Here is a 12,164-nt window from a genome sequence, read left to right as displayed (position 1 = left end):
CTATGTCGTAGGATAAGGAATTGCCTTATCTTTTTCTATAGGATTATAATATTGCCTGATCATATTTTGAAGATGTTTCTTTTTTTGATCAAGCTGATCTTGAGTCGTTATCTTTTCTCCTGAAATAATGACAGTTCCGCCACTTTTTAAGCTGTTACTCATTTCTTTTACAGGATCAGCGTAATAGTCAAGTTTTACCTTATGGTATTGTTTAAGGCTTACTGGAATAGGCTTATTGCCATAATGAGTTTCTAGGAAGTCAAGCGTAGAATACGTTTCCGGAATATTGATGTTTTTTATAAGTTTATACCTAAAATCATTATTTCCATCCGAAAGCTCAAAGATAAGTCCGGGTAATCCTTTAAACTTATAAGGTCCTTCCTGAAAAGGAATTTCTGTGGAAAACCATGCCGTCCATTCTCTTCCTCCAAAATCTGTTGTCGCTTTCTGCAGAGTGTATTGATCTGCTTTTTTTGTTTCAGTACCGATTTTCCAGTTCATTTTATCGGTTGAGTTGATGACAAAATAATCGTACATATTGTCATGGAAAGACTGGTTGTCGAATGAATTGGATTTTCGGAGAATTAACTGATCGCTCAATGTATTGGCTTGCCAGGTTTGTCCGGTTTTCTTACTGATAGAATCCATTTCAAGAAATCTGTAATCGTAGAATTTTACAAAATCCTTATCAATGTCTAGAACCATATTCATTTTTTTCTCCTTACCATCGAGAACTATTCCCAATTCATAAATAAATCTTTTAGTTTGAGAAAATACAGTGGTAAAGAGCAGTAAAAGAAGTACTGCTAACGCTTTTTTCATATATGTTATTTTGGTGCTGTGATTAATACTCGAATTCTATTCCGCCAAGATAGGTCAAAGAAAAATAATCGTTTTCTATGGATGTAGGCTTAGGAATTTGTCCCTGGCTTACAAAGACTAAAGCATTGATGTCAAACTTAAGATTCATTTCATTGATTTTTTGAACCAATATTGGAAGCCATTCTTCTGCAAAAGAGAAGTCTGCAAATTTTTCAAAAAGCCCCATATTAGAATCATCGAAACCGTATTCTATTAAATCCTGATCAAACCAGATGGTGTTTTGGGATTCTGCAAACTTTGAAACGAAAATGTCATCAGAATCCTCTTCCAGATAAAAGCTTTCATCCTCTTCTACAAAATTGTAAAAATCGTCCTCGCTATTGAAATTTCCTACCCAAAAATCTAAAACCTCTTTATTCATTGTATTATATTCAAGATTCAAAGGTAAGACAATAGTTTTTGTATTCAAAGGTTTTAAAGGTCAGGAATAAAGTGATTTAATTATAAAACATCATTTTCAGAATATACTTTAGAAATAATATCTTCGGGTGAAGAGTTTTCAAACAAAAATTTCTGCTTTTTTATCCGGAAGCTTTTAGTTTCTGAAGGCATTTCTTCTTCCATGGTATTAGTTACTTCCTGGATAAATTTCCCTTTTAAAGGCTCATAGTATAATGACTGATGGCTTCCGGCTCCTGCGTTATACGTTTCAATATAAGTTAAAACCAAATCACGATTTAAATATTTGAAATTAAAGAAAAGATTCCCATAAGGAGCAGGATTGTATAGATTTACTGATAAAATTCCTTTTTCAATGGAGATATCTTCCGGATCATATTTCTTATAGCCAGCTTCATTGTACTCGGCAGGAAGTAAGTTTGGTGAAATTTTATCAAGCCGGAAACTATGATCTTTATTTTTTAAAAGGACAATTACTGTACGTGAGGAAAGAGTATCAGATTTTTGTCTAAGAACAATAACATTATCTGGCAATCCGTCACCATTAATGTCGCCTTCTGTTTCATACTGAATTTCAAATTTTTTCGGAATAATATCTGAAACACGCCCTTCGGTAATGGGAAAGTCAGGATTTTTATTTTCGGATTTATTTTCACTAACAGTATTATTAACAGTTGGGTCTGAAAATCGCTCTTTCTTATTAATGTGATGTTGTTGATCAGTATTTTTGGTGCATGAATAAGTGAAAATAATAATGAGTAATAAAGCTGTTTTTTTGATGTTTTTCATTTGTGTTTTTGTATTTATAATAATACTCGTTTCCCTTGTTCACTTTCCCTGATCGTCTTCTCCAATCTCGATAACCTTGTTTTCTCCTGTTTAGCACTTGTAATCCAATGCAACATCACTTTTTTATAAGACGGTGCTTGATTATTGAAAAATTCCCATGCCTTTTTATTGGCTTTAAACTGCTTTTCATAGTCGGGGTAGAGAGTTGCCAATTCCTTTTCGTGAGAATAAATGGCGGATCTTTCGGGTTTTCGCAATTCAAAAGCTTTCAGCCCTTGCGGAGTCATTAATCCGGCTTTTGTAAGGTCTTCAATTTTTTTAATATTGATAGCACTCCAAATGCTTGTAGGTTTTCGGGGCGTGAAACGGATGCTGTAGCTTTCCTCATCAATGGATTTTCTCACACCGTCAATCCATCCAAAGCATAATGCCTGATCTACAGATTCGGACCAGGTCATGGAAGGCTTTTTTGTTCCGAGCTTGTAGAACCCAACGAGAAGCTCCTTTTCGTTTTGATGATTTTTTTCCAGCCAGTTTCGGAAATCCTGTGGTGTGGGGAAGAATGTTGCTGACATTTTAAAAGGTTATTGAATTTTCTTTTATATTCATAGTTAAAGATCATAAGATCTTCTGCTTTTACCATTTAATACTTCCTCTAACATGGAAATTTCATCTGGTCTTAGTTTTTGCAGGGTTACTTTTCTGCTTCGGTTCATCAAATGACGAGGATAATAAACAAACTGAATGCTGTCATGATTAATTTTATATTCTCTGAGAAGAGTAGGCTTTTTAGTATGACTTACATCAGATCTAGAGAATAACAAATTAGTGATTCGTTTGGGGATAAACCCATAAGCCTTTACAAATAGAAAAATAGAATTATCATTAATAAGCACATCAAAAGTATTAAATTCTAAATTCCAATTCAGCGGACCTTTATCTGTTACGGTTGTTCCATAAATATTTTTCAGTTCTCTGGAGTCTGGAAGTTTACAACTTGTTAAAATCTTCTGCTTTTCGATGGAAAAATAAATACCCAAAGCAATGGGAAATAAGATCAGGGCTGCAATGAAAAAAGGAAATAGGGTATCAGTCATTTTAAAAGTTGAAAAGTGATATATCCAAATTTAAAACATTTATGTAAGTGATGGAGAATACCAAATAAAATTTTAACATTTCACAATCACAACAATAGATGTAATATTCAGTAATTTTTCAGAGGTTCTTTTTTGATTCCTTACATTTGTAAACATTCTTCTTTTTAAGAATGAAAATGAGCTTATTTATGACCGACAGAAGATACAGAGAAACTATTCATACAGACTTCAACAATTACGAATATACAACAATTTCCAATGACGAAAATAAGGTAAGAATTTACACATTAAAGAATGGGCTAAAAGTTTTTTTGGCTCAGAATTTTGATGCCCCAAGAATTCAGACTTATGTTCCGGTGAGAACGGGAAGTAATAATGATCCTTCTGATAATACGGGATTAGCGCATTACCTTGAGCATATGATGTTTAAAGGAACTTCAAAAATCGGAACTCAGAACTGGGAAAAGGAAAGTAAATTATTAGATCAGATATCAGATTTGTACGAGCAGCATAAAGCTGAACCTGATCCTGAGAAAAAGAAAGAAATCTATAAAAAAATAGACGAAATTTCCCAGGAAGCCAGTCAGTATGCGATTGCCAATGAATATGATAAGGCAATCTCTTCATTAGGAGCTACAGGAACGAATGCACATACATGGTTTGATGAAACGGTGTACAAAAACAATATTCCCAATAATGAGCTTGAAAAATGGCTTAAAGTTGAAAAAGAACGGTTTTCAGAAATAGTTTTAAGGCTTTTTCATACTGAACTGGAATCTGTTTATGAAGAATTCAACCGTGCACAGGATAATGATTCAAGATTAGTGAATTATGAACTGATGGATGCCCTTTTTCCCAATCATCCCAATGGGCAGCAAACAACATTAGGAAAGCCGGAACATTTGAAAAATCCATCAATGAAGGCTATTCACAAGTATTTTGATGAATATTATGTACCTAATAATTATGCAGTGGTTTTAGTCGGGGATTTAGATTTTGAAAAAACGATTCAGCTTGTGGACCAGTATTTTGGGGCAATTCCTTACAGAGAGCTTCCGGTAAAAACTCCGATTATTGAAAAACCGATTGCAGAAATTGTAAGAAGAACCGTGAAAAGCCCCACTACACCCAGAGTACAATTGGCCTGGAGAACGGAAAGCTACGGAACCAGAGAAGCAATGTTGGCGGATATTGTAGCCAATATTCTGAGCAATAGAGGAGAAGCCGGATTACTGGATTTAAATATTAATCAGACTCAAAAGTTACTTTGGGGACAGGCTTTTTCTGTAGGATTAAAGGAATACGGATATTTTTCAATTGTTGCCGTTCCTAAAGAAACCCAGACTTTGGATGAAGCTAAAGAATTGGTTTTAGAACAGATAGAATTATTGAAAAACGGAGATTTTCCGGATTGGATGCTTCCTGCTATTATCAACGATTTTAAGCTGCAGAGAATGAAAACCCTGGAAACTGCAGACGGACTGGCGACCAATCTTTATGATACCTACATTAAAGGAAGAACCTGGGAACAGGAGCTGAATGAAATGGATGAATATGCTCAATTTACGAAAGAGGATGTGGTGTCTTTTGCCAATGAATTTTTCAGAGAAAATTATGTAATTGTTTATAAAGAAAAAGGAACTAATGACAGGCTAATCAGAGTTGAAAACCCGGGAATAACCCCAGTAAAAATCAACCGTGAAAATCAATCTGAATTTTTACAGCAGATTCTGGAAGAAAAAACAGGAGATATCCAGCCTGAATTTATTGATTATCAGAAAGAAATTAAAACAGACTTAAGTAAAGATAAAAAACTGAGCTTCGTTAAAAATAAGTATAATGATATTGCCCAGGTTCATTTTATTTTTCCTTTTGGAAGCGATCATGACCGCGATTTGGGAATTTCTACCCAGATTCTTCAATATTTGGGGACTGATAAGTTTTCACCGGAAGATCTTAAAAAAGAATTTTTTAAAATCGGGGTTTCCAATGATTTTAAAACCACCAATGATCAGCTTTTAATTTCTTTAAGCGGACTGGAAGAAAATATTGAAAAAGGAATAGAGCTTCTTCAGCATTGGATGTATAACGTAAAGCCTGACCGGGAAATTTATGAACAATTCGTAGAAACTGTTTTAGAGAACAGAGCGGCTGTAAAAAAAGATAAAAGCCGAATTATGACGGCCTTAACAAATTATACAAAACTGGGAGCATTCTCCCGGTTTACCGATATTATCTCGGAGGATGAGCTTAAAAATGCTGATGTTGAAGTGTTTACCGACAGGCTTAAAAAGCTGTTCAAATTTCCTTACCAGATATTTTTCTATGGTAAAAATTTTGAAAGTTTCACGGCCTATATCGGAAAGTATATAGAGAATGCAACTCTTCAGATTTCGGAGCCGAAACTATATCCGGAACCGGAAACAAGCGGGAATGTTTGTTTTATCAACTATGACATGGTGCAAATGGAGATGAGCAAAGTGGGACGAGGAAATCCTGTAAATATTAATAACTTTGGGAAAATCAATGTTTTTAATGAATATTTCGGAAGAGGATTATCATCCATCGTTTTTCAGGAAATACGTGAGAGTAAGAGCCTTGCCTATTCTGCCTATGTTTCTTATGCTCCTAATTCAGAATTGAATCACCCTGATTATATCACAACATATATTGGAACACAGCCTGACAAGTTACAGATTGCAGTAGATACCATGACGGAGCTGATGAGTGAGCTTCCTGAAGTTCCCAGTCAGTTTGAAAATGCCCGAAATGCAGCGTTGAAACAGATTGCTTCCACAAGGATTACAAGAACCAATATTTTCTTTAATACTTTGCGACTGAAAAAGCTGGGGATTGATTACGATTTCAGAAAAGATATTTATTATCAGATCGAAAACCTGAAATTTAGTGATCTGAAAGAATTTTATCAGACCTCAATAAAACCGATTCATTTCAATACCGCCATTATCGGGAAAAAAGAAAACCTGAATAGGGAAGCGGTAAATAAGATGGGGACATTCAAAGAAGTGAGTCTGAAAGATATTTTTGGACATTAAAAAACAAAAATCTGCTGAAAATTTCAGCAGATTTTTTTATATTGAAAAAAGGATTTATCTCTTTATATTTTTTTTATTGTAACGGATTTAATTTTCCCGGTTTTTATATCTTTTAAAACGACAGTAAGTTCTTTTTCCTGAAAATCGGTTTCAGCTTTTATCAGCTCACAAAAATCTTTCTTTTCAAAGTCCACGCTTCCAAACTGAAGAATTTCGTCTTCAAGATTTATTTCTTTTTCCAGGCTCTTATCCCAGATAATTCCTACTACAAATTTTTTGTTTTTTATGGTAGGAGAAATTCCCCATGTCTTTTCAGAAACTTTTGTTTTATCGATGTTCTCATAAGGCTCGAAATAAAATCTTTTTTTACGGTAATCTAACGTAAACTTACCGAACTGAAAGCTTTTAGATCCCATTCGGGATTCTTGACTTTCTGTAGTGGTAATCCGTATATTTTCAAACTTTTCATTATTGAGAATAAATTCAGGAGTTTCTAAAATATGCTGGAACTGTAAATCACTCATCCCATGAAATCCCCATGAATATGTTCCTTTACTTTCCGCAACGGTTGTGATAACATCGGTTTTTTCTTTTAAAAATTTGTAAGCATCCAAAGACATTTCATAAAAGCTTTCTGCACCGGAATCAAAAAGTATTTTATCTGCAGCATCATTTTTTCCTTTTTTGAGGATCACATTAATAAAAGGATTGCTCTGGCTCGCAGATAAATCAAGCTTTTGATAAACTTCAGTTTTTAGGGATAAATTATCAGCATTATCTGTAATGATAATCTGATTATTTCTGTCATCAAACTGTACCACAGAGTTACGCAGCATATTACTTCCGATGATTCCGTCAATACCAAAACAGGTTAATATTTCGGTTGTTGTTTCCTGAAAAACAATTCCCTGACTATCTTTAAAATGTATTTCTCCCAATTGCAAATCAGGAAGACTGGTGATAATCATTTTTTCAGCCTTTCCGGAAGAGTCATGTAAATCTACATCACCTACGGTTTTTAAATTTAATTCTTTAAAAAGCTTTTGAGAAATAGCAAAAGGAGCTCCTGTGTCGAAAAGAAAATTGTAATTCTTATTATTAATCTGAACTTTTACCATTAGTTTTCCCTTTATCTTTTCATAAGGAACTGTCTGATTGTATTTTTTTGGTAAAATTGTTCCCTGATTGAGATTAATTTTATTCTGAGCTAAAGTAAAACTTATAAGAAATGTCAGAAATACGATACATAAAAGTTTTTTCATAGGATAAAAGTTGTTTGATACTAAAAATAAGTGGCAAACTTAGATAGATTATTTAATTTCTTTGAAGAGTTGTTCCTTACATATTTATGCTCTGACTTGGTATGAAATCTTTTTTTGTAGAAAGGCTTCTGCACAGTAAAATGAGAATCCCAACATTAACTTCAGTTGCTTTTTATATTCATATATTGATAAAGAATAACTCAAATATATTAATTTTTCACATGATGAAGAGTTTTATAAGACTAAAGTTTATCAATCAAAAGTCCATAATTACTAATTGGCTATAATAAAAAAATAAATCCTGGATTTTTCCAGGATTGTTATTTTACTTTACAACTTTCATTTCATCGATCAGCCATTTTGAATCAGCATATTTATCGATGATGAAAAGAATGTATTTTGTATCCACCATAATATTTCGGCTGAAACGAGGGTCATAATTGATGTCACTCATTGTTCCTTCCCACTGTCTGTCGAAATTCAGTCCAACCAGGTTTCCGTTGGCATCCAGAGCAGGACTTCCAGAGTTTCCTCCCGTTGTGTGGTTGGTTGCCGTAAATCCTACAGGAACATCACCTGTTTTATCTTTATAAATTCCGAAGTCTTTTTTATTGTAAAGATCGATCAGTTTCTTAGGAACATCGAATTCATAATCTCCAGGAACATATTTTTCCATTACCCCTGCCAAATGCGTCTGGTAATTATAGGAAACCGCATCTCTCGGGCTGGATCCTTTTACTTTTCCATATGTAACACGTAGAGTGGAATTGGCATCCGGGAAGAATTTTCTGTCTTTATCGGTTTCCATTTGCTGAGCCATGAATGTTTTCTGTAGCTCATCAATTTTAGCCTGCAAAGAAGTAAACTGAGGATCAGCTGTTTTCATATATGTTTCCCTTAAAGTAACATAAATCTGATAGATAGGATCTTTTCTCAGTGTTTTGATCAGCTTATCCTGATTAGAAAATGCTTTTTCAATATCTTTAGAGGTAGAAGCACCATTTACTTCAGTTCTTCCTGTAATGACAGAGTTTTTAGATGCTTCTTCAATGCTCTGAATATTCTGAGCTTCATTTTTATACTTATCGAATCCTGCAGGTAAGAATTGTGGAGCCGTTTTATTAGCGTACAATGCTAACAATTTTGCTGTAACCTTTGCATCTAACTCAGCACTGTAATCCTTATAAAATGAAGTTAATTTATTTTTGAAGGTGGTTGTTGCCTTTTCATCCATTCTTCCAGCTTCTACTGAAGTCACGTAGTTGTAGTAAAGACTAGCCAGCATCAATGTTTCAGCATTTCTTATAACTTCCGTATAATAAGCGTTGTTCAGAGCATATGGAGCCTGATCGTTGTACAATTTATTAAGCTGGTCTAATGTAGATTTGATCTCGTGATTTTTTGAAACCAAAGAACCTTCATACATTACTTTTTTCTCTACAGCATTAGATTTCTTTAATCCTTCAACCTCACCGATCCATTTTTTCCAGTAATTGGCTACAGAAGCATATTTTGACGCATATTTGATACGTGTGGCATCATCTGTACGCATTTTTTCATCTAACGTTTTTAATGCAATATCTCTCACGGCAATTTTTGCCGGATCAATTTCCTTCATGATTTTTTCCACAGCAATAGACGGTAAGTATTCCGTTGTTCTTCCCGGGAATCCAAATACGAAAGTGAAATCATTTTCATTTTTATCTTTAATAGAAACCGGAAGATAATGCTTCGGAACGTAAGGAATGTTATCTTTTGAATATTCTGCAGGCTTATTGTCCTTTCCAGCATAAATTCGGAACATCGAGAAATCTCCAGTATGTCTTGGCCAAACCCAGTTATCGGTATCGCTTCCAAATTTTCCGATACTTTGTGGTGGTGCTCCTACCAATCTGATGTCTTTATAAGTTTCGATAGTATAAGCATAGTACTTATTTCCGTAATACATTGATTTTACAGAAATAGACTGGTAAGATTCTATTTTTTGAGAGTTTTTATAAACTTCAATATTATTGGCAATTTTTTTTGAAAGCTCAGGTTCTGTAAGTTTGTCTGTGCCTTCAAGGATTTGTTGGGTAACTTCTTTAATATCTACAATAAAATCTACCGTAACACCTGGATTAGGAAGTTCACCTTCCGTATTTTTAGCCCAGAAACCATTGGATAGAAGATCGTTTTCAACCGTAGAATGTGCCTGTATCTGTCCGTATCCGCAGTGGTGATTGGTAAGAAGTAACCCTTTTGGAGAAATAATTTCGGCAGTACAGCCTCCGTTGAACTGTACTACAGCATCTTTAATGCTTGGTTTTTGAACATTGAATATATCTTTAGCAGAAATTTTCATTCCCAAGTCTTTCATTTCCTTTTCATTAAGCTCTGTCGGGATCCACATTCCGCCGTATTGCTGGGCAATTCCTAAAGAAAAACTAAAGAATGCCGAAGCAATGAGAATATTACGTTTTATCATTACAAAAAATTTTGCCTAAAAATACATAAAATTAATTTTTTACTAAAAGAAAAAGACCGCTTTTGAGGTGGTCCAATTATTTTTACTAAAATTGATAAGCAATTATTTTTTCATCTTCCATAAGTTCTTTCATTAAGGCTTCATGATTGGTGTTTTTGCCGGTAAGAATCCAATTGGTGGCAAGATTTCCCTGGCTGTATTGCTGTTTTGATATTATAAACTTTAGGTTATGCTTTTTGAAAAGCTTTTCACAATGAAGAATTTCTTTAGCATTAGTCACTGCAATTTTGTACTCTCTTATTTTGTGCTGTCTGTCTATAAATTTTTCAAAATAAGTGAGAGAGCTTAAAATCAGCAAGACCAAAATTGTTCCTAAAAATGAAAGATAAACATATCCCGAACCTACCGCCATACCAATGGAAGCGGTTGCCCAAATGGTAGTTGCAGTAGTAATTCCGTCAATTTTATTATCTCCTTTAAAAATAACGCCGGCTCCTAAAAAACCGATTCCGGTTATAATATTTGCAGCAAGTCGATCAGGATTTTCCACACCAATTTTTATGGATAGAATCGTAAAAAGGCATGAGCCGAAACAAACGAGAATGAAAGTTCGTAAACCTGCCGATTTATTGCGGTACTCTCTTTCAGCACCGATGCAAAGACCCAGTAATACTGAAAAGAAAATCAGCAGAAGTTCGTTTTGGATGGAATGGTCTTTCAGGAAATCCATTTTAAATTTTTGTAAATTAAAGTTACAATAAATTATAGTTTAAATCCAATTCAATTTTGAAGCCATTGTACAGGCTTCGGTTGTATTCGAAACTCGCATTTTTTCAAGAATATTCTGTCGGTGTCGATTGACGGTATTGATGCTAATGAACAAAAGTTCGGCAATTTCTTTGCTTTTTTTTCCCTGTTGAATCATTTTTAGAATTTCCTTTTCGCGTACAGAAAGAAATGTCGAATTTTCGGCTTCTGTCTGATGGATAATTGTTCCGTTTGCAGTATTAATAATCATTCCGGTGTAAGAATCTGATTGGAAAAAATCAAAATGATAGAGACAAAGAGATAATTCGGTATTGCAGTTTTCAGAATTTGAAAAATAAAACATTTTATGGATTAAAGATCTCTGATTTTGCCTTTCTGAAAGCCTTAATCTGCTGATTACACAATAATCTCTACGCTGTTCAAAGGGAATGGTTTTAATAAATTGAAAAAACTGCAGCTCCAAAATATGTTTTTGCAATACATCTTCAGAATTAAGCTGGTCAAATAATTCTTTTTCCCAAATGCTGTCAATCTCCTGAATATTTTTATCCCTGAAAATATTAATTTCATCGGCAAATTTTCCTGAATAAATATAACTTTTATTATTTTTCAAATCACTTAAAATAGCAATTCCGTTTTCGAGTTCTACAAAATTTTTTGCCATTTTCTGACAGCTTTCCAGCTGAATTTTTTCATTTTCAGTTGATGGAAAATCCTGTTGTAAAAGTTGGTCATTTAAGTCGGATTGAATATTCGTCATTTAAAAATGGTTATTTGTCAGTATTGATTAAAGTGTTTAAAGCGGTTAGATTTGTTGACTTATAATTGTAAAAATACAATGAATAATTTGAACGAAAAACAAAAAATGCTTTCCGGTGAATTATATGACGCAGGTGATGCCATTTTGGTTGCGGAAAGACAACAATGTAAAGATTTATGTTTCGAATATAATCATCTTTTGCCTTCAAAAATTGAAGAAAGACAAAGCTTAATCAAGAAGCTTTTTGGAAGAACAACCGATAAATTCCTTGTCGAACAACCATTTTATTGCGATTACGGGTACAATATCGAGGTTGGCGAAAACTTTTATACCAATCACAATGTTGTTATTTTAGACTGTGCTAAAGTGACTTTCGGAGATAACGTTTTCATCGCTCCCAATTGTGGATTTTATACAGCAGGACATCCTTTGAATGTAGAGGAAAGAAACAAAGGTTTGGAAGATGCAAAACCTATTACCATTGGAAATAATGTTTGGATTGGTGGTGGTTGTACCATTCTTCCCGGTGTTGCAATTGGTGATAATACGGTGATTGGAGCGGGAAGTGTCGTTACAAAAGATATTCCTGCCAATGTTTTGGCTTTCGGAAATCCTTGTAAAGTCATTAGAGAAATTTAGTTTTTTCTCACGCAGATTATTTTGATTTAGCAGATTAAAAGATCA

The 12,164-nt window shown here is 34.0% G+C and carries 11 protein-coding genes; 2 read left to right on the top strand and 9 right to left on the bottom strand.

All coding sequences use genetic code 11. The features are described from left to right. The 5 genes from CLV73_RS17005 to CLV73_RS16985 all read right to left on the bottom strand — a co-directional run bounded on the left by CLV73_RS17005 (position 1) and on the right by CLV73_RS16985 (position 3,167). Positions 1-822, bottom strand: a complete 822-nt coding sequence (locus CLV73_RS17005) for a GLPGLI family protein (RefSeq protein WP_100378075.1) — start codon at positions 820-822, stop codon at positions 1-3. Between the two features lie 22 nt (positions 823-844). Continuing rightward, on the bottom strand, positions 845-1,243 hold the full coding sequence (locus CLV73_RS17000; RefSeq protein WP_100378074.1) for an immunity 22 family protein: 399 nt from the start codon (positions 1,241-1,243) through the stop codon (positions 845-847). A gap of 80 nt (positions 1,244-1,323) precedes the next feature. Then, positions 1,324-2,070 (bottom strand): hypothetical protein, encoded by a 747-nt coding sequence (locus CLV73_RS16995; protein WP_100378073.1) that lies wholly within the window; start codon positions 2,068-2,070, stop codon positions 1,324-1,326. Between the two features lie 14 nt (positions 2,071-2,084). Beyond that, positions 2,085-2,645, bottom strand: a complete 561-nt coding sequence (locus CLV73_RS16990; protein WP_100378072.1) for a YdeI/OmpD-associated family protein — start codon at positions 2,643-2,645, stop codon at positions 2,085-2,087. Positions 2,646-2,681: 36 nt separating this feature from the next. Beyond that, the gene (locus CLV73_RS16985; protein WP_100378071.1) at positions 2,682-3,167 is read right to left on the bottom strand and encodes a hypothetical protein; all 486 of its coding nucleotides are present in this window, start codon (positions 3,165-3,167) and stop codon (positions 2,682-2,684) included. A gap of 188 nt (positions 3,168-3,355) precedes the next feature. Between CLV73_RS16985 and CLV73_RS16980 the strand changes: the two genes are divergently transcribed. Continuing rightward, positions 3,356-6,223 (top strand): M16 family metallopeptidase, encoded by a 2,868-nt coding sequence (locus CLV73_RS16980; RefSeq protein ID WP_100378237.1) that lies wholly within the window; start codon positions 3,356-3,358, stop codon positions 6,221-6,223. Between the two features lie 62 nt (positions 6,224-6,285). Here the strand turns inward: CLV73_RS16980 and CLV73_RS16975 are convergent, their stop codons facing one another. From CLV73_RS16975 to CLV73_RS16960, 4 genes are all read right to left on the bottom strand, one after another. Next, positions 6,286-7,485, bottom strand: coding sequence for a retropepsin-like aspartic protease (locus CLV73_RS16975; protein WP_100378070.1), 1,200 nt, complete (start codon positions 7,483-7,485; stop codon positions 6,286-6,288). 325 nt (positions 7,486-7,810) lie between these two features. Further along, the gene (locus CLV73_RS16970; protein WP_100378069.1) at positions 7,811-9,952 is read right to left on the bottom strand and encodes a S46 family peptidase; all 2,142 of its coding nucleotides are present in this window, start codon (positions 9,950-9,952) and stop codon (positions 7,811-7,813) included. 85 nt (positions 9,953-10,037) lie between these two features. Next, positions 10,038-10,682, bottom strand: a complete 645-nt coding sequence (locus tag CLV73_RS16965) for an MgtC/SapB family protein (RefSeq protein ID WP_100378068.1) — start codon at positions 10,680-10,682, stop codon at positions 10,038-10,040. Between the two features lie 39 nt (positions 10,683-10,721). Continuing rightward, complete coding sequence (locus tag CLV73_RS16960) at positions 10,722-11,480, bottom strand: response regulator transcription factor (RefSeq protein ID WP_100378067.1); 759 nt, start codon at positions 11,478-11,480, stop codon at positions 10,722-10,724. 78 nt (positions 11,481-11,558) lie between these two features. On the opposite strand from CLV73_RS16960, the gene CLV73_RS16955 reads away from it, so the two are divergent. After that, on the top strand, positions 11,559-12,119 hold the full coding sequence (locus CLV73_RS16955; RefSeq protein WP_100378066.1) for a sugar O-acetyltransferase: 561 nt from the start codon (positions 11,559-11,561) through the stop codon (positions 12,117-12,119). Positions 12,120-12,164 lie beyond the last annotated feature (45 nt).

Source organism: Chryseobacterium geocarposphaerae, assembly GCF_002797535.1.
Taxonomy (GTDB): Bacteria; Bacteroidota; Bacteroidia; order Flavobacteriales; family Weeksellaceae; genus Chryseobacterium; species Chryseobacterium geocarposphaerae.
Note: the sequence above shows the minus strand (reverse complement) of the source record. Positions and strands in the feature narration are given on the sequence as shown.

Coding starts and splice junctions, on each gene's coding strand:
- CLV73_RS17005 (WP_100378075.1), bottom strand. CDS start 822: ATGAAAAAAGCGTTAGCAGTACTTCTTTTACTGCTCTTTACCACTGTA.
- CLV73_RS17000 (WP_100378074.1), bottom strand. CDS start 1,243: ATGAATAAAGAGGTTTTAGATTTTTGGGTAGGAAATTTCAATAGCGAG.
- CLV73_RS16995 (WP_100378073.1), bottom strand. CDS start 2,070: ATGAAAAACATCAAAAAAACAGCTTTATTACTCATTATTATTTTCACT.
- CLV73_RS16990 (WP_100378072.1), bottom strand. CDS start 2,645: ATGTCAGCAACATTCTTCCCCACACCACAGGATTTCCGAAACTGGCTG.
- CLV73_RS16985 (WP_100378071.1), bottom strand. CDS start 3,167: ATGACTGATACCCTATTTCCTTTTTTCATTGCAGCCCTGATCTTATTT.
- CLV73_RS16980 (WP_100378237.1), top strand. CDS start 3,356: ATGACCGACAGAAGATACAGAGAAACTATTCATACAGACTTCAACAAT.
- CLV73_RS16975 (WP_100378070.1), bottom strand. CDS start 7,485: ATGAAAAAACTTTTATGTATCGTATTTCTGACATTTCTTATAAGTTTT.
- CLV73_RS16970 (WP_100378069.1), bottom strand. CDS start 9,952: ATGATAAAACGTAATATTCTCATTGCTTCGGCATTCTTTAGTTTTTCT.
- CLV73_RS16965 (WP_100378068.1), bottom strand. CDS start 10,682: ATGGATTTCCTGAAAGACCATTCCATCCAAAACGAACTTCTGCTGATT.
- CLV73_RS16960 (WP_100378067.1), bottom strand. CDS start 11,480: ATGACGAATATTCAATCCGACTTAAATGACCAACTTTTACAACAGGAT.
- CLV73_RS16955 (WP_100378066.1), top strand. CDS start 11,559: ATGAATAATTTGAACGAAAAACAAAAAATGCTTTCCGGTGAATTATAT.